Annotated in this window: 15 protein-coding genes and 1 riboswitch; of the genes, 10 read left to right on the forward strand and 5 right to left on the reverse strand. The window is 69.5% G+C overall.

Features of this window, described 5'->3' with window-relative positions; genetic code table 11:
• Positions 1–9 precede the first annotated feature (9 nt).
• From ABD073_RS15110 to ABD073_RS15135, 6 genes are all read left to right on the forward strand, one after another.
• Complete coding sequence (locus ABD073_RS15110) at positions 10–1,230, forward strand: MFS transporter (protein ID WP_343875974.1); 1,221 nt, start codon at positions 10–12, stop codon at positions 1,228–1,230.
• Positions 1,227–1,913, forward strand: a complete 687-nt coding sequence (locus ABD073_RS15115) for a uracil-DNA glycosylase (RefSeq protein WP_343875975.1) — start codon at positions 1,227–1,229, stop codon at positions 1,911–1,913. The genes ABD073_RS15110 and ABD073_RS15115 overlap by 4 nt, the downstream gene beginning before the upstream one ends.
• Before the next feature lie 225 nt (positions 1,914–2,138).
• Positions 2,139–2,750 carry a polysaccharide deacetylase family protein gene (locus tag ABD073_RS15120; RefSeq protein WP_343875977.1) on the forward strand — a complete coding sequence of 204 codons (612 nt, stop codon included), beginning with the start codon at positions 2,139–2,141 and terminating at the stop codon, positions 2,748–2,750.
• A gap of 18 nt (positions 2,751–2,768) precedes the next feature.
• On the forward strand, positions 2,769–3,536 hold the full coding sequence (locus ABD073_RS15125) for a TSUP family transporter (protein WP_343875978.1): 768 nt from the start codon (positions 2,769–2,771) through the stop codon (positions 3,534–3,536).
• Positions 3,537–3,545: 9 nt separating this feature from the next.
• Positions 3,546–4,160, forward strand: a complete 615-nt coding sequence (gene msrA / locus ABD073_RS15130) for a peptide-methionine (S)-S-oxide reductase MsrA (protein ID WP_343875980.1) — start codon at positions 3,546–3,548, stop codon at positions 4,158–4,160.
• A gap of 163 nt (positions 4,161–4,323) precedes the next feature.
• A complete protein-coding gene (locus ABD073_RS15135) occupies positions 4,324–6,711 on the forward strand; it encodes a glycoside hydrolase family 3 N-terminal domain-containing protein (RefSeq protein WP_343875982.1) in 2,388 nt (795 codons plus the stop codon).
• A gap of 69 nt (positions 6,712–6,780) precedes the next feature.
• Here the strand turns inward: ABD073_RS15135 and ABD073_RS15140 are convergent, their stop codons facing one another.
• Positions 6,781–7,992, reverse strand: coding sequence for a dicarboxylate/amino acid:cation symporter (locus tag ABD073_RS15140; RefSeq protein ID WP_343875983.1), 1,212 nt, complete (start codon positions 7,990–7,992; stop codon positions 6,781–6,783).
• 177 nt (positions 7,993–8,169) lie between these two features.
• Here ABD073_RS15140 and ABD073_RS15145 point away from each other — a divergent pair, with 177 nt between their 5' ends.
• A complete protein-coding gene (locus ABD073_RS15145; protein WP_343875984.1) occupies positions 8,170–8,601 on the forward strand; it encodes a DUF6918 family protein in 432 nt (143 codons plus the stop codon).
• Between the two features lie 70 nt (positions 8,602–8,671).
• Here ABD073_RS15145 and ABD073_RS15150 read toward each other — a convergent pair whose 3' ends face one another.
• Entirely contained in the window at positions 8,672–10,006 is a 1,335-nt protein-coding gene (locus ABD073_RS15150) for a hypothetical protein (RefSeq protein ID WP_343875985.1), read from the reverse strand.
• A gap of 110 nt (positions 10,007–10,116) precedes the next feature.
• A riboswitch (cobalamin riboswitch) is annotated at positions 10,117–10,361 on the forward strand.
• A 135-nt stretch (positions 10,362–10,496) separates the two neighbouring features.
• On the opposite strand from ABD073_RS15150, the gene mutA reads away from it, so the two are divergent.
• The 3 genes from mutA (at position 10,497) to meaB (ending at position 15,737) form a co-directional block, all read left to right on the forward strand.
• Positions 10,497–12,419, forward strand: coding sequence for a methylmalonyl-CoA mutase small subunit (gene mutA, locus ABD073_RS15155; RefSeq protein WP_343875986.1), 1,923 nt, complete (start codon positions 10,497–10,499; stop codon positions 12,417–12,419).
• Positions 12,416–14,602: a methylmalonyl-CoA mutase gene (scpA, locus tag ABD073_RS15160; RefSeq protein WP_343875988.1), complete on the forward strand. Its 2,187-nt coding sequence runs from the start codon at positions 12,416–12,418 to the stop codon at positions 14,600–14,602. Before mutA ends, scpA begins: the two co-directional genes overlap by 4 nt.
• Before the next feature lie 109 nt (positions 14,603–14,711).
• Positions 14,712–15,737, forward strand: a complete 1,026-nt coding sequence (gene meaB, locus ABD073_RS15165; RefSeq protein ID WP_343875989.1) for a methylmalonyl Co-A mutase-associated GTPase MeaB — start codon at positions 14,712–14,714, stop codon at positions 15,735–15,737.
• A 74-nt stretch (positions 15,738–15,811) separates the two neighbouring features.
• On the opposite strand, the gene ABD073_RS15170 is transcribed toward meaB, so the two are convergent.
• From ABD073_RS15170 to ABD073_RS15180, 3 genes are all read right to left on the reverse strand, one after another.
• On the reverse strand, positions 15,812–16,549 hold the full coding sequence (locus tag ABD073_RS15170; RefSeq protein WP_343875991.1) for an EcsC family protein: 738 nt from the start codon (positions 16,547–16,549) through the stop codon (positions 15,812–15,814).
• A 3-nt stretch (positions 16,550–16,552) separates the two neighbouring features.
• Positions 16,553–16,876 (reverse strand): hypothetical protein, encoded by a 324-nt coding sequence (locus ABD073_RS15175; protein ID WP_343875993.1) that lies wholly within the window; start codon positions 16,874–16,876, stop codon positions 16,553–16,555.
• Positions 16,877–17,318: 442 nt separating this feature from the next.
• On the reverse strand, positions 17,319–17,585 hold the full coding sequence (locus tag ABD073_RS15180) for a hypothetical protein (protein ID WP_343875994.1): 267 nt from the start codon (positions 17,583–17,585) through the stop codon (positions 17,319–17,321).
• Between the last annotated feature and the right edge of the window lie 156 nt (positions 17,586–17,741).

Here is a 17,741-nt window from a genome sequence, read left to right on the forward strand (position 1 = left end):
CCTGATCCGGTGCCCAGTCCGACCTCCCCACTGAACCGGCTGCGCCCCGACCCCACCCTCCCTCGTGACGTATATGTGCTTGCCACGATCGCCTTCTGCGTCTCGGTGGGCTTCGGCGTGATGGTTCCGGTGCTGCCCGTGTTCGCTCGTAGCTTCCAGGTGAGCAACCTGATGGTGGGCATGGTGATCAGCGCCTTCGCCTTGATGCGGCTGGTCACCAGCCCCGGCTGCAGCCCGCTGATCCGCCGTTTCGGGGAGCACACCGTGCTCGGTGTCGGCATGTTCATCGTGGCCGCCTCCAGCGCCGCCGCCGGACTGGCCACCACCTTCTGGGGTCTGCTGCTGATGCGCGCCGTGGGTGGCATCGGCTCGGCCATGTTCACCGTCGCCGCCATGACCCTGCTGCTGCGCGTGGTGGACCCCGCGCGCCGGGGGCGGGCCAGCGCCCTCTACTCCGGCGGTTTCCTGATCGGCGGCATGGCCGGGCCGGCCGTCGGCGGCCTGTTCGCGGCCATCTCGCTGACCGCCCCCTTCTTCGTCTACGCCGCCACGCTGAGCCTGGCCGGCATCGTCGGGCTGGCCCTGCTCTCCCGCCCCGAGCGCGAGGCCTCCGGCCAGAGCACCGAGCAGATGCCGTTGGCCCAGGCGCTGGGCGACGTGCGCTACCGGGCCGCGCTGGCCACCAACTTCGCGCAGGGCTGGCAGTCCTTCGGGGTGAGATCCTCACTGGTGCCGGTGCTGGTGGTCGAGGGGTTGCACCGCACGCCGTCGTGGACCGGCATCAGCTTCGCCCTGGCCGCCGTGGTGCAGACCCTGGCGCTGGGGCCGGTGGGCCGACGGGTGGACACGGTGGGGCGCCGGCCGATGATGATCATGGCGGGCCTGCTCACCGGCGTCGCCGCGATCGCCATGCCCTTCTCCCCCAGCATCTGGGTGCTGGTGGCGGTGCTGTGCGTCTACGGCCTGGGCTCGGCCGCCCACTCGACGGCACCCACCGCCGCGGTGGGCGACGTGACGCGTGGCCGGGGTGGTGCGCCGGTGGCGGTCTTCAGCATGATGAGTGACCTGGGCGCCATCATCGGCCCGCTGGCCGCCGGCGCCCTGGCCGACGCCCTGGGCCTGGGCGCCGCCTTCGCCGTGGGTGGTGCCCTGCTGCTGGTGGGTGCCGCCTGGTCCTGGTCCATGCCGCGCGAGCGGCCCGACGTTGTCACCGTGGAAGGACGTCCATGACTGCCAAGCCGCTGTCCGATCTGGTGGCCCCCGACTGGGCCGAGGCACTGGCCCCTGTCGAGGAGCAGGTGCACGCCATGGGCGACTTCCTGCGCCGCGAGGTGGCCGAGGGCCGCAACTACCTGCCCGCCGGCGACCGGGTGCTGCGCGCCTTCAGCCGGCCGCTGTCCGAGGTGCGGGTGCTGGTGGTGGGACAGGACCCCTATCCCACCCCGGGCCATGCCGTGGGCCTGAGCTTCAGCGTCGAGCCCGACGTGCGCCCGGTGCCGCGCAGCCTGCAGAACATCTACGCCGAGCTGCACTCGGACCTGGGGATCGAGCCCGCGGTCCACGGCGACCTCACGGCCTGGTTCGAGCAGGGTGTCCTGCTGCTGAACCGGGTGCTCACGGTGCGCCCGGGTGCTGCCGCCTCGCACCGCGGCAAGGGCTGGGAGCCGGTCACCCAGCGCGCCATCGAGGCCCTGGTGGAGCGCGGCGGTCCCCTGGTGGCGATCCTGTGGGGACGCGACGCCCAGTCGCTGACCCCGATGCTGGGCGAGGTGCCCGTCATCGCCAGCGCCCACCCCTCCCCGCTGTCCGCCCGCTCCGGCTTCTTCGGCTCGCGACCCTTCAGCCGCGCCAACGAGCTGTTGGCCGCCCAGGGTGGCGAAGCGGTGGACTGGCGGCTCCCCGAGCTGGGCTGAACCCGCGCAGCGGTAACCTTCGCGCGTGCTGTCCCCTCGTCGCGCCACGACCGCCCTGCTCCTGCTGCTCCCGCTGACCGCCTGCGCGGCCGGCACCGATGGCGTCTCCGGCCCGCCGCCGGCCGCGAGGACGTCGGTGGGCGCCACGTCGAGCGCCCCCGCCCCGGCCGGCTCGACGTCGGATCCACGGCGACACCGGTCACCACACCGGCGGCGGACGCGCCGGTGGACTGCCGCAAGCTCAAGTGCATCGCCCTGACCTATGACGACGGCCCCGGCGAGCACACCCCGGAGCTGCTCAAGGCCTTCACCAGCCGGCATGCCAGCGCCACGCTGTTCATGCTCGGCAATGCCGCCAAGGCCCACCCGGAGATCGTGCGGCAGGCCGCTGCGCAGGGCTTCGAGGTGGCCAACCACACGTACGACCACAAGCCGATCAGCGACCTGTCCGATGCCCAGGTGGCCGACGAGGTGAAGCGCACCGACGACGTGCTGCAGCAGATCACCGGCCGCCGCCCGCACCTGATGCGCCCGCCCTATGCGGCCCGCACCAGCCGCACCGACAAGGTGGTGGGCGCGGAAGGGCTGTCGGTGATCGTCTGGGACAACTCCCCCGAGGACTGGGTGGCCGGCCACGACACCGCGCCCGTGATCTCGAAGTTGACCCTGCAGCGCGCCAGCCGCAATTCCATCATCCTGATGCACGACATCCACCCGTGGACGGTGAAGGCGGCACCGGCGATCATCGACGGCCTGCAGAAGCAGGGCTACACCCTGGTCACCGTGAGCCAGCTGCTGGGGTCCACGAAGGCCGGGACGGTCTACCCGCGCCACTGACGGGCGTAGGTTCGTGGGGTGAGCCCCCTCGAGATCGTGCTGCTGGTACTGGCCGGCGTCGGCGGCGGGCTGTGCGGCTACCTGACCGGGCTGGCCTCCCTGGTGACCTATCCGGCGCTGCTCGCGGTGGGCCTGTCGCCGGTCACGGCCAATGTCAGCAACACCCTCGGCGTGCTGGCCATCGGCGTCGGCTCGACGATGAAGGCCGGCGGGCAGCTGCTGCCGCTGGGCCGTTCTCGGCTGGTCCGTGACGGCGCGGTGGCGCTGGTGGGCGGCGGGATCGGTGCCGGGCTGCTGCTGCTCGGCGGCGACGAGGGCTTCGAACGGGTGGTGCCCTTCCTGGTGGCGCTGGCCTCCGCGCTGCTGCTGGCGCAGCCGGCGATCACCGCGCGGCGCGGCGGCGAGCGCGACCAGCCACGGGCCTACTTGGCCGGTCTGGTGCTCACCTGCCTGTACGGCGGATACTTCGGTGCGGGCGCCGGGGTGGTCTTCCTGGCGCTGGCCCTGCTCACCAACACGGTGGGCTTCGACCGTTCGATGGTGCTCAAGAGCCTGCTGCTGGGCTGCTCGAACCTGGCCGCCTCGCTGGTCTTCGTGCTGGCCGCCCCGGTGAACTGGTGGGCGGCGCTGGCCACCGGCGTGGGCTGCTATGTCGGTGGGCGGCTGGGGCCCACGGTGCAGCAGTGGCTGCCGCAGCAACTGCTGCGCTGGGCGATCGGGCTGGCCGGCTTCGGGCTGGCTCTGTGGCTGGGCTGGCAGGCCTTCGCTCCTGCGGCGGCGAGCTAGCCTTGCGCCATGTTCTTCGAGCGCCGCGCCGTCCCCGTCCCCACCGACCACGACGAGCCGCAGCTGGCCATGCCCTTCCATCACCGCGTCTTCGGTGACCCGTTGGAGCGGGACTTCCCGGGCAGCGAGGTGGCCTACTTCGCGATGGGTTGCTTCTGGGGTGCCGAGAAGCTCTTCTGGCAGACCGACGGCGTGCTGTCCACCGCCGCGGGCTACATGGGCGGCAGCAACCGCAATCCCAGCTACGAGGAGGTGTGCACCGGCCTGACCGGTCATGCCGAGACGGTCCGGGTGGTCTTCGATCCCAGCCGCACCAGCTACCGCGAGCTGCTGGCCGTCTTCCTGGAGAACCATGACCCGACCCAGGGCGACCGGCAGGGCAATGACGTCGGCCCGCAGTACCGCTCCGCCATCTTCACCACCTCCCCGGAGCAGGAGGCCCAGGCCCGTGAGGCCCTGGCCGGCTTCCAGCAGGGCCTGACCCACGCCGGCTACGGGACGATCACCACCACCGTCGAGCCTGCGCCGCAGTGGTACTTCGCGGAGGACCTCCACCAGCAGTACCTGGAGCACAACCCCAACGGCTACTGCCCGGTGCACGCCACCGGCGTCACCTGCGGCTGAGCCGGTCTCCCTCCGGGCGGCCACTGACCATTTGGTAGATCTTGGGCCGAAATCCTTGCCCTGCGGCAAAGCCGGGCGGCAGGCTGGTGCCACCCCACGCGCCCGGACCGCCTCACAGCGCCTGCGACGGAGCAGGCACCGGCCCGGGCCAGAAGGAAGAACCATGCCTTCTCCCAAACCGTCCCTCCGGACCTGCCTTGCGCTCTTCGCCACCACCGGGCTCGCCCTGGGCGCCGGCCTGGCGCCGGCGCACGGCGCCCCGTCGGGCCTGGTGACCCGCACCCTGAGCGACGGCCGCACCAGCTTCGTACAGGTCGACAACCCCGGCGGCCCCAGGCTGAGCTACTCCCCCTCCAGCGGTGTCACCATCCTGGAGGTCAGGACCTCGGCCGGGCTGCTCGGCTTCAAGGACATGAACGGCAACCGCCAACTCGACACCTGGGAGGACTGGCGTCAGCCGGTCGCGGCCCGGGCGAAGGCCCTGTCGGGTGAGCTCAGGAAGGAGCAGATCGCCGGGCTGATGCTCTTCAGCTCTCACGAGCGCGATGCCGCGGCCGGGTTGAGCGATGCGCAGCGCAAGTACCTGAAGGAGGACCAGCTGCGCAATGTGCTCAATGCCGGCCCCAACGACGTCACGGCCAATGTCACCTGGGTCAACCAGATGCAGGCCTACGCCGAGGCGCAGGCCGCGCCCGGGATGCCCTATGTCCCGGTCAACTTCTCCTCCGACCCGCGCTCCACCGCGGCCAGCGACTCCGCCTACAACGCGGCCGGCACCGACATCTCGCGCTGGCCCTCCAACCTGGGCCTGTCGGCGACCTTCCGCACCAGCACCATGCTCGACTTCGCCAGGACCTCCTCGGCCGAGTACCGCGCCATGGGCATCACCACCGCGCTCGGTCCGCAGATCGACCTGGCCACCGAACCGCGGTGGCTGCGCGTCGACGGCACCTTCGGCGAGAACGCGGCCCACACCGCCGCCATGGCCAAGGCCTATGTCGACGGTTCGCAGGACAGCTACGACGAGCGCGGGCGCGCCACCGGCTGGGGCTCCGAGTCGATCAACACCATGATCAAGCACTTCCCCGGAGACGGCGCCGGAGAGGGTGGCCGCGAGGCCCACATGAATGCCGGCAAGTACGCCGTCTACCCCGGGGACAACTTCGAGGAGCACCTGGTCCCCTTCACGGCGGCCAAGGACTCGATGTCGATGATGAGTTCCTACTCGATCGCCATCGCCAAGGACGGCTCGCCACTGACCGGCAACCGCGTCGGCTCGGCCTATGACAAGACCAAGATCGACATCGCACGCAAGGCCGGCTACGACGGCGTGATCTGCACCGACTGGGGCGTCACCACCGGCTACACCGACCCCAACTCACGCTTCGGCATGGCTTGGGGCATGGAGTCCGCCAGCGTCGAGGAGCGCCACTACGCCGTACTCAAGGCCGGTCTGGACATGTTCGGCGGCAACAACAACAAGTTGCCCGTGCTGGCTGCCCACCAGATGTGGCAGAAGGACTTCGAGGCCGGCAGGAACCCGATCAGCGCCGACGAGCGCTTCCGCCAGTCCGGTGAGCGGATCCTGCGGATGCTCTTCGCCCCCGGGCTCTTCGAGGACCCCTACCTGGACCTGGCGCGCTCGAAGGCCGTCGTGGCCAGCGCCGACAAGGTGGAGCGCGGCTACCAGGCGCAGCTCGACTCCGTCGTGATGCTCAAGAACGCGAACCGCACCATCAAGAAGTCCCCGCTGGCCAAGTACCGCAACAAGACGGTCTACATCCCCAGCACCATCCAACACGGCTTCCCCAGCGTCTTCTCGCAGTCCACCAGTGACGTGACCGGTCCGATGCTCGACGTGGCGGTGGCCAAGCAGTACTTCAAGCAGGTGCTCACCGACACCCCGATCACCGACCTGAAGGGCAATGTCGTGGGCTACGAGCAGCCCGACCTGAGCACGGTGGACATGGTCCTGGTGGGCATGCGGGGGCCGGACAACGGCGACAACTTCACCGGTGCGGGCCTCACGAAGGACGGCACCTTCTACCCGCTCTCGCTGCAGTGGAAGCCGTACACCGCCATCGGCAAGAACGTCCGCAAAGTCTCGATCGCGGGCGACATCCTGCCCGACGGCAGCCAGGAGAACCGCTCCTACTTCGGACGGACCTCCCGGATCGGCAACGAGTATGACCTGACCGCCACCCTCAATGCGGTCAGGGCCGTCAAGAAGGTCGAGAAGCGGACCGGCCGCGAGATCCCGGTGGTCGTCGCGGTGAAGGCGAAGACCAGCTTCATCCCGGCGGAGTTCGAGCGGAAGGTCGACGCCCTGGTGGTGGGCTACTCGGTCAGCGACCGTGCGCTCATCGACACCATGCTCGGTTTCCACAACCCCACGGGCCGGCTGCCCATCACGAGCCCGCGGAACATGGACGCGGTGGAGGCCCAGGCCGAGGACGTCGGCGAGGACATGGCGCCCTACCGCGACTCGGCGGGCAACACCTACCGCTTCGGCTTCGGCCTCAACTGGAAGGGCACCATTTCCCGGCGGTGACGCCCGATGGCATGCAAGGGCGCCCGCTCCCGGATCTCTCCGGGGGCGGGCGCCCTGTGGGTACGGGGGTCAGGCGGCTGCGGTCCCGGCTGTCGCAGTGCCGCGGTTGCTGCGTCCGGTGAGGGTGTCCACGACGTGCGCGATCGCGGCGTCGCCGGTGACATTCGTGGCGGTGCCGAAGGAGTCGATCGCGATGTAGGTGGCGATCATCAGGCCCACCTGCGCCTCGTTGAAGCCCAGCTGGCTGGTGAGCAGCGCGGTCGCGGTCATGATGGCGCCGCCGGGCACGCCCGGGGCCGCCACCATCATGATGCCCAGCAGCATGATGAAACCGATGATGGTGCCGGTGTGGATCGGCATGCCGTAGAGGATCATCACGGCCAGGCTGAAGCAGGTGATCTTGATGGTGGAGCCGGCCAGGTGGATCGTCGCGCACAGCGGGATCACGAAGGAGGCCACCGGCTCGGAGACGCCGGAGGCGATGGTCTGGCGCAGCGTCACCGGGATGGTGGCCGCGGAGGACGAGGTGCCAAGAGCGGTGGCATAGGCCGGCAGCAGCGTCCTGAGCATCGTCAGCGGGTTGCGGTGCGCGATGGCGCCGGCGACGCAGTACTGGATCAGCAGCAGGATGACGGTCAGGCAGAAGACCATCACGATCACGCCCAGGAAGGTGGTGATCACGTTCCACACCTCGCCGGCGGCGGTCATGTTGCAGAAGATGCCGAAGATGTAGATCGGCAGCAGCGGGATGAACGTCTTCACGATGACCAGCTCGACGATCTCGCGGAACTCCACCAGGCCACGGTGGATGACATCACCCTTGATGGCGGTCAGCGCCACGCCGATGACGAAGGCCAGCAGCAGGGCGGTCATCACGCCCATGGCGGGCGGCATCTCCACCTTGAAGTAGGGCGCCAGCAGGGCGTCCTCGGGGTTGGTGACGTCGGTGACCACCTTCTTGCCCTCGAGCAGGCGCGGCAGCAGCGCCATGGAGACCGCGTAGCCCATGAAGCCGGCGAACAGGGTGGAGCCGTAGGCGATGGCGGTGGTGATCGCCAGCCACTTGCCGGCACCGGCGCCGAGCTCGGAGATGGCGGGAGCGATCAGCCCCAGGATGATGAGCGGGATGATGAAGCCCAGGTAGTTGCCGAACAGGCCGTTGAAGGTGACGAAGACGCGCACCAGCCAGTCAGGGAAGAAGAGACCACAGACGATGCCCAGGACGATGGCGATCAGGATCTTGGGGAGCAGGCCCAGCTTCGGGCGAGATGGTTCGGCCATGCAGCGAATGCTAGGGGCAAAAGTTCACGGCGTCAGGGGATGCCCACGTGACATTCTGCACCGCCGGGGGGCGGTGCCGGTCCGGGCCGCCGCCGCACCGTCGCCCGGTGCCCACGGGCGCGACCTGCCAGACTGGAGGGGTCGGTCCCACTCCCCCTCTGACAGAAGGACGAACTGATGAGCTTCACCGATTCGCTGCTGGATCCCGCCAAGCGCCCCCAGGTGGTGCAGGCGATCGCCGCCGTCGTGGACCAGGAGGTGGACGCCAAGTCCGGCCTGGCCGGCATGGCCCTCAAGGGCGCCTATGCCAGCGCCAAGAAGGCCAAGGAGGGCATCGTGCCCAAGGCCACCGACGCGATGCTGCCCGACATCGCCGCCGCCCTGCAGCCCTACTGGGACGCCAAGGGAGAGCAGGACTTCGGCGCCTACCTGTCCAGCCGCTCCGGCGAGGTCGCCGACTCGCTGCTGGCCGTCGCCGACGCCAAGGCCGCCAGCCCCGACAATGCCGCCATCGCCAAGCTGTACAAGCCGATCCGAGGCAAGGCCAAGGGCTACGTCGAGGAGGCCCTGCCCCGCCTGGCCGAGGCCCTGAAGCCCTTCGTCGGCTGACCGTCGCCACGACGCACGACGCACGACGCCCCGCACCCGGCTCGGGTGCGGGGCGTCGTCGTCCCGGGGCTCAGGCGAGCCGTCGCGCCACCACACGGGTGGCCTCGGTGTCAGGACCGGCATGGCTCTCGTCGGTCCAGACCGCCAGGACACCGCCGCGCTGCCCGGCGGTCACCAGCGGCTGCTGCTGGTTGTCCTGCGTGGAGAGGTTGACCAGTCGGTCCCGGCCCAGCGGCAGGCCGCGGGCGGAGAGCTCCCGGGAGCACACCGCCAGGTGCACCGGGTCGTCGGCCGACCTGCTGCCGTCCTCCCAGACCGCCACGTAGCCACCGCGCGGCAGTGCCGTCAGCCGGGGCTTCTGCTGGTTGCCGGTGGTGATGGAGCTGAGCACCCGCTCCGGGCCCGCGCAGGCGAGCCGACGGTCGAACAGGCGCACCACGGCGGCACCGCCCGAGCCGTCACGGCCGGGGCTGGTCACGTCCTCCCAGGCGACCGCGATGCCCTGGTCGCGTCCGACGGCCAACGAGGGACGCCCCTGGTTGCCGGGTGCGGCCTCGTCGAGCTGGCGCTCGGGCGTGGCGAAGCGCCCCTTGGCGTCCAGCAGGGCGCCGCGCACCCCGGTGCCCTGGCCGACGGACAGGCCGGAGGCATCGGTCCACGCGGCCACGAAGCCGCCTGCGGTGCGGGCGAGGGCCGGGCGGGACTGCTTGTCCGCCGTGGTGCGGTTCAGGGTGAACTCGTCGGTGCGGGGGCGGCGCAGGTCCATCACGCGGGCCTTGGCGTCCCAGGCGGAGGGGCTGTCGGAGCCGGCGCCGGTCCAGGCCACCACATAGCGGTTGCCCGGCAGCGAGCTGATCGCGGGCGCGAACTGCACCGGGGTCGCGTGCTGGGAGACGGTGGTCGCGGTCCCCAGCCGACCCTCACGGCCCAGGCGCACGGTGCGCACCTGGTTGGCCGAGGGCCCCGCCGAGCGCAGCCAGGCCACCACGAAGGAACCGTCGTCCAGGGCGGTGACGGCGGGGTACTGCTGGTTGCCGGGCGTGCCCTCGTCGAGCGGGATCTCGTCACCGAAGGGGCGGCCGGCCTGGTCCAGCAGCCGGGCCACGACGCGGGTCTGCCCCGTCGGCTCCTCGCCGTGGTCATGCCCGGTGCCGTGGTCATGGTCGTCGGCGTGGTCATGGTGGTGGCTGGCGAGCTGGCTGGTGTCGGTCCAGACCACCAGGCGCAGCCCGTGGCGGTTGGTGGCGGCGGCCGGGAAGTACTGGTCCCCCTCGGTGGTGCGGTTGACCTGTTGCTCGGTGCCGTCGGCAGCACGGTGGGGCGCCGCTGCAGCAGCGACGGGCAGGGCGGCCAGGATGGCGCCGGCGAGCACGGCCAGGCCGGGATGGAGATGGGTTCGTGTCATGGCGACTATTAGATAATGATTCTCATTTAATCGCTAGTCCATGCTCGTGATCCTGGTCTGACCACATCCCGCTATTTCTCACCCCCCTTGCCCCCGCGCGAAGCACCCCCGATAGGGTTGGCAGTGCTGGTTCGGCCTGTGCGAACAGGTCGTCGCAAGAGGGAATCCGGTGCAAGTCCGGAACTGTCCCGCAGCGGTGAATGGGAACGAGGAACGCCCGTCCGGCATGCGAGTGATCGCACGCCACCGGCGGCAGCACTGGGCCGACGACGGCCTGGGAAGCGGCGCTCCGAGGAAGTCGCCCGATGGCGAAGTGCCCATGAGTCCGAAGACCTGCCAGCGGCGCCGCGGCAGCCAGTCGCGGGGCACGGCGTGACGGGACCAGTCCTGCAGGGTGATCCCGCGACGCCACGAGTCGAGCCGAGGAGCCGCACCGTCAGGCCCGCCGCACCACGCGGTGGGCGACAACCTCATCGGAGCAGGAGTCTGCATGACAACGACCGAGCCGGATGCCCGCGGGGGCGCAAGCGAGCTGACCCTCGCCGGCGACTTCGCGAAGCCGGACATGGACCAGTGGCGCGATGCCGTCGCCAAGGTCCTGAACCGCGGGCGACCCGAAGACAAGCAACTCGATGGTGAGCAGTCGATCAAGCGGCTGCGCACCACCACCGTCGACGGGATCGAGATCGAGCCCGTCTACACCCTGGCCGACGCCCCCGAGCAGCTGGGCGCCCCCGGCGTGGCCCCCTTCACCCGCGGCACCACGGTGCGCAGCGGTGAGATGGACGCCTGGGACGTGCGCGCGCTGCACGAGGACCCGGACACCCTGTACACCCGCAAGGCGGTCCTGGAGGATCTCGAGCGCGGCTGCAGCAGCCTGTGGTTCCGCGTCGACCCCGACGCCGTGAGCGCCGAGGACATCTCCAACAACCTGGCCGACGTCCTGCTGGACCTGGTCAAGGTGGAGGTCTCCAGCCGCACCGACCAGAAGGCTGCCGCCGAGGCCCTGCTGGGCATCTACGAGAAGGCCGGCAAGCCCAAGGACCAGCTCAGCCTGAACCTGGGCCTGGACCCGATCGGTCTGGCCGCGCTGAACGGCGGCGAGGCGGACCTGTCCGGCCTGGCCGACTGGGTCAAGCGCCTCGAGGGCATGCCGAAGAGCCGTGCCATCGTCGTGGACGCCACCATCTGGGACAACGCCGGTGCCGGCGACGTGCACCAGCTCGGCTACGCCCTGGCCACCGGCGTCGAGTACGTCCGGGCCCTGGTGGAGCAGGGCGTCAGCGTGGACGACGCCTTCGAGACCATCAACTTCCGGGTCTCGGCCAATACCGACCAGTTCGCCACCATCGCCCGGCTGCGTGCCCTGCGCACCTGCTGGAACAAGGTCGGCGAGACCTTCGGTGTGACCGAGTCGCTGCGCGGCGCCCGCCAGCAGGCGGTCACCTCCTGGCGCGACATCACCCGCGACGATCCCTATGTCAACATCCTGCGCGGCACGATCAGCGTCTTCGCCGCCGCCGTCGGTGGCGCCGAGGCGGTCAGCGTGCTGCCCTTCGACACCGCCTGGGGCCTGCCCGGTGACTTCAGCCGCCGCATCGCCCGCAACACGCAGGTGGTGCTCGCCGAGGAGTCCAACATCGGTCGCGTCAACGACCCGGCCGGCGGCTCCTGGTACGTCGAGAGCCTGACCACCAAGCTGGCTGAGGCCGGCTGGGTGGTGCTGGGCGACGTCGAGGCGCACGGCGGCATGGCCAAGGCCGTCGCCGACGGCCACGCCGTCGAGCTGCTCGCCCCCGTGATCGCCGAGCGCACCAAGCGCCTGGCCAGCCGCAAGGAGCCGATCACCGGCGTCAGCGAGTTCCCGAACCCCGAGGAGAAGCCGGTCCAGGCCAAGCCCCGTCCCGCTGCTCCGCAGCGCGGCGGCGTGGTCTGGCATCGCGACTCCGAGGTCTTCGAGACGATGCGCGATGCCGTCAAGGCCCGTGGCAACGCCCCGAAGGTCTTCCTCGCCTGCCTGGGCACCCGCCGTGACTTCGGTGGTCGCGAGGGCTTCGCCTCCAACCTGTTCCACGTCGCCGGCCTGGCGACGCCGCAGGTGGAGGGCGGCAGCGTCGAGCAGGTGGTCGAGGCCTTCAAGGCCTCTGGCACCCCGGTGGCCTGCCTGTGCTCCAGCGCGAAGGTCTACGCCGAGCAGGCGCTTCCCGTCGCCAAGGCCCTGAAGGAGGCCGGCGCACAGAAGGTGCTGCTGGCCGGCAACGTGAAGGAGCTCGGCGAGGCCGCCTCCGAGGCCGGGGAGGTGATCGACGGGACCATCGCCATGGGCATGGACGTCGTCGAGCTCCTCGGTTCCACCCTGAAGGTCCTCGGCGTCTCCGACGCGGGCCTCGAGACGTCAGGAGTCTCCAAGTGAGCGAACAGATCCGTTTCGACTCCGTGCCGCTGGGCACGCAGTCCGTCCCGGCCGACGCCGCCCAGCAGTTCGCCGAGCTGCTGGCCGCCGGCCCGCAGTCCGAGCAGTGGGTGACGCCGGAGCAGATCCCCGTCGAGCACCTCTACACCGAGGACGCCTACCAGGGCATGGACTTCCTGGAGACCATGCCGGGCATCCCGCCCTTCCTGCGCGGCCCCTACGCGACGATGTACACCTCGCAGCCGTGGACCATCCGGCAGTACGCCGGCTTCTCCACCGCGGAGGAGTCCAATGCCTTCTACCGGCGCAACCTCGCGGCCGGCCAGAAGGGCCTGTCCATCGCCTTCGACCTGGCCACCCACCGTGGCTACGACTCCGACCACCCCCGGGTGACCGGTGACGTCGGCATGGCGGGCGTGGCCGTGGACTCGATCCTGGACATGCGCCAGCTCTTCGACGGCATCCCGCTGGACCGGATGAGCGTCTCGATGACCATGAACGGCGCCGTGCTGCCGGTCCTGGCCCTCTACGTGGTGGCGGCCGAGGAGCAGGGGGTGAAGCCGGAGCAGCTGGCCGGCACGATCCAGAACGACATCCTCAAGGAGTTCATGGTTCGCAACACCTACATCTACCCGCCGCTGCCCTCGATGCGGATCATCTCCGACATCTTCGCCTTCACCAGCGCGAACATGCCGAAGTTCAACTCGATCTCCATCTCGGGCTACCACATGCAGGAGGCCGGCGCGACGGCCGACATCGAGATGGCCTACACTCTGGCCGACGGCGTGGACTACATCCGCGCCGGCGAGTCCGTGGGCCTCAACGTCGACCAGTTCGCCCCGCGCCTGAGCTTCTTCTGGGCCATCGGCACCAACTTCTTCATGGAGGTGGCCAAGATGCGTGCGGCGCGCATGCTCTGGGCCCGCCTGGTGAAGCAGTTCGGCCCGAAGAACCCGAAGTCGATGAGCCTGCGGACCCACTCGCAGACCTCCGGCTGGTCGCTGACCGCGCAGGACGTCTACAACAACGTGATCCGCACCTGCGTCGAGGCGATGGGCGCCACCCAGGGCCACACCCAGTCGCTGCACACCAATGCGCTCGACGAGGCCATCGCGCTGCCCACCGACTTCAGCGCGCGGATCGCCCGCAACACCCAGCTCTTCCTGCAGCAGGAGTCGGGCACCACGCGCGTCGTCGACCCGTGGGCCGGTTCGGCCTACGTGGAGAAGCTCACCCAGGAGCTGGCCACCAAGGCCTGGGCGCTGATCCAGGAGGTCGAGCAGGCCGGCGGCATGGCCAAGGCCATCGAGCAGGGCATCCCCAAGATGCGCATCGAGGAGGCCGCGGCCCGTACCCAGGCACGCATCGACTCCGGCCGCCAGCCGGTGATCGGCGTGAACAAGTACCAGCTCGAGAACCCCGAGCCGCTGGACGTGCTCAAGATCGACAACAACCAGGTGCGCGCGCAGCAGATCGCCAAGCTCGAGAAGCTGCGCTCGGAGCGCGACGAGGCGGCCACCCAGGCCGCCCTGGAGAAGCTCACCTGGGCCGCTGCCAACCCGGATCCCACCGATCCGGAGCGCAACCTGCTCAAGCTGGCCATCGACGCCGGCCGCGCGCAGGCCACCGTCGGCGAGATGTCCGACGCGCTGGAGAAGGTCTTCGACCGCTACACCGCCCAGATCCGTACCATCAGTGGTGTGTACTCCAAGGAAGCAGCCGGTTCCGATGCGATGACCGAGGCCCACGAGCAGGTGGAGGCCTTCGAGGAGGCCGAGGGCCGTCGTCCGCGCATCATGATCGCGAAGATGGGCCAGGACGGCCACGACCGGGGCCAGAAGGTGATCGCCACGGCCTTCGCCGACCTGGGCTTCGACGTCGACGTGGGCCCGCTCTTCCAGACCCCGGAGGAGGCTGCCGCCCAGGCCAACGAGGCCGATGTGCACGTGGTGGGCGTCTCCTCCCTGGCAGCCGGCCACCTCACCCTGGTGCCCGCGCTGCGTGCCGAGCTGGACAAGCTCGGGCGCTCCGACATCCTGATCGTCGTCGGTGGCGTGATCCCGGAGCAGGACTTCGAGGAGCTGCGCCAGGCCGGTGCGATCGACATCTACCCCCCGGGCACCAACATCCCGGAGGCCGCCACGCGTCTGCTGGCGGAGATGCGCAAGGTGCTGGACGCCTGACAGGTCTCCCATGCACCGCATGACGAGTCGCTAGACGCCGCGGGCGGTCCGAGTCCTTCTCGGGCCGCCCGAGGCTTTTCCACCCGCAACGAACCGAAGGTTGTGCCGAATGCCCCGCAAGTTCGACGTCCCCGCCCTGGTCGAGGGCGTGAAGGCCGGCTCCCGCTCACACGTGGCGCAGGCCATCACGCTCGTGGAGTCCAGGCTGCCCGCCCATCGGCCGTTGGCCCGCCAGTTGCTCACCGAGCTGTCCACCACCGGCACCGACGCGGTCCGGGTGGGCATCTCGGGCGTTCCCGGTGCCGGCAAGTCCACCTTCATCAATGCCATGGGCCAGCTGCTCATCGCACAGGGCCACAAGGTGGCGGTGCTGGCGGTGGACCCGTCCAGCACCCGCACCGGCGGCTCCGTGCTGGGCGACCGGACCCGGATGGGCGAGCTGACCCAGAGCCCCCAGGCCTTCGTCCGCCCCTCCCCCAGCGGCAACCACCTGGGTGGCGTGGCGCGCGCCACCCGCGAGGCGATGCTGGTGGTGGAGGCCGCCGGCTTCGACGTGGTGATCGTCGAGACGGTGGGCGTCGGGCAGTCCGAGGTGGCGGTCTCCGGCATGGTCGACACCTTCCTGATGCTGGCGCTGGCCCGTTCCGGCGACCAGCTGCAGGGCATCAAGCGCGGCATCCTGGAGATCACCGACGTGATCGCGGTGAACAAGGCCGACGGCGACAATGCCGGCGAGGCGCGGGTGACCGCGCGCGAGCTGGGCATCGCCATGAAGCTGGTCACCTCGCAGAACGAGGGGCGACGGGTGCCGGTGCTCACCTGCTCCGCGCTCAAGGACATCGGCCTGCAGGAGGTCTGGCAGGCCGTGCTGGAGCACCGTGCCTGGCTGGACGAGACCGTCGGCCTGGGCCGACACCGCGCCGAGCAGCAGGTGGTCTGGATGGCCTCGCAGCTGGAGGCCACCCTGCTGGACTCGATGCGCTCCACCGAACACCTGCGCCACCTGCGGGCCAGGCTGGAGGAGGATGTGCGCGCCGGGCGCACCAGCGCCATGGAGGCAGCCGGCGACTTCCTGGCCGACTACGCCCGACAGGTGCCGCAGATGGACTGGGCGCGCGGCGAGCTGCCTGGCTGAGGGCTGCCCGTCCCACACACATGGCGAGGCCCCGGAGACGATGTCTCCGGGGCCTCATCGCGCTCAGCGGTGCGTCAGAGGGTGCTTCCCTCGTTGGCGGCACGAGCCGCCTCGCGCGGGAACTCCTTGAGCGCCTGCTCGCCGATCTTGTTCATCATGTAGCCGTCCAGCACGCCACCCACGGCGCCGCCCACGACCGGCACGCCCTTGCCGAACTTGGACAGCACACCGCCGCCGACGCTCTTCAGCAGTCGGAAGCCGATGGCCTTGTTGACCATCATGGTGGCCGAGCGCGGCATGTTGCGCAGCGCCAGGGTGGCCAGGCGACCGCTGCCGGTGGTGATGCCGGCCTTGGCCAGCACGTCGTCGCTGTTGGAGCCCACCAGGGTCAGCAGCACGGCGGTGCGGATGTTGGGCTGGGTGATGTCATAGCCACGCAGCTTGGCGACCGCTGCGGTCATCCGGGTGGCCTGCACGTAGAACTCGAGCAGGTTGGCGGGGATGGCCACCGGCATGGTGATGAAGCCGCCGAGGCTGGTCAGCAGACCGCCCGCGGCACCGGTGGTGACGTGGCCGCGGATCACCTTGCTGACGGCCTCCTCGGCATCACCGTCCGCCTTCTTCAGCGCCTCGTCGGCCACCGCGGCGGCGGAGTCGAAGGGCTTGCGGCCGTCGATGCCGATCTGGAGGATGTTCTCGATCAGCTTGGTGATCGCGGAGTCGTCGGCCGTGGGGTCGTTCGCCTGGTCCAGCGCACTGCGCGTGACGGCGACGTCGTCCTTCTGGCCTCGCAGGATGTCGAAGATGCCCACGGCTCAGATCCTCTCCTGGGTGGCGCGACGGTCCTCGGGGTCCACGGCGATGCCCTGGGCCTCGAGGTCACGCTTGTAGGCATTGCGGACGCTGCGGCCGGTGCGCGACGGGAGGCCGAGGCCCCAGCCGAGCAGCAGGCCACCCAGGGAGGCCAGGCCAGCCATCAGGAAGACGTTGCGCATGGGATTGCGCAGGCCCGCGTTGTTGTAGGTGCGGATGGCGGCCCACAGCGAACGCAGGTCCAGCCAGCTCATGTACAGGAGGGCGCCAGCAGCAATCAGTGCGGCGATACCGAGGAGGGCAAGCAGCCACTTGAGAAACTTCATGATCGGAGCGTAACGGTGCGGCACCCCCAGCCGCTGCTCCCCGACACAGGACGGCCACAGTTTCGCCCACAGCGTGGCGATCACACCAAGTGCTACCGGTCACCTCAGCTTGGCCAATTCCCAGCCATCATGGCCCTGCAAGCCCCCCGTAGCGCCAACCACCCGACCACTCCGATTCGACGCCCGCCGCCACCCGAACATGGCGGAATATATTCATTGACTAAATAATAGATTGTTCAACCCAGAAACGCCGACGACAACCCCGACATGGAGAGTCGAGCACCTCCCCCTAATGACTCGGGCAAATGCTCGACTCCCCTGAGACTAATCAGTACGGAACATAAGGGCTACTGCCCAAGACCTAGCTGCCGGCACCGCCTGTCATCAGCACCGCCTGGCACCTCCCAAGATTCCCGACGTTGAAGAAATAGGAGTAGGTATTTCAAGCACTCGCAATGAATGACCCCTTGTCCCAGCCCTTGAATCCGTTCTTGCACCAGATCGAGAGGCGCCCCAGCTCCTCTGGACCATACGCCTTCACGAACTTCACGTTGTAACCCGAGGATGTCTGAGCAGCACAGATACTCCCCTGCTTGTTCGCTGTGGGATTGCATCGCCAATTAAGCGCCGCGTCTGCAGGAGATGCAACCGCTCCCGACACCGGGACGGCCAGCATCACGGCAGCCACCATGGAAATAGCCTTGCGCATGAATCACTCCTCTACTTGAAGGTCGACTTCGTCGAATCTTGATGTCAATGTAGGGGGACAGGAGTGCGACACACAGGTTTGGTGGCTCTTCGGACTTGAGGTGGGGCGGGTAGTCGTGGCCCGGTGTGGTGAGGGGCCGGGGTCTTCGGCAGGATC

It is taken from the genome of Luteococcus peritonei, from assembly GCF_039526385.1.
Taxonomy (GTDB): Bacteria; Actinomycetota; Actinomycetes; order Propionibacteriales; family Propionibacteriaceae; genus Luteococcus; species Luteococcus peritonei.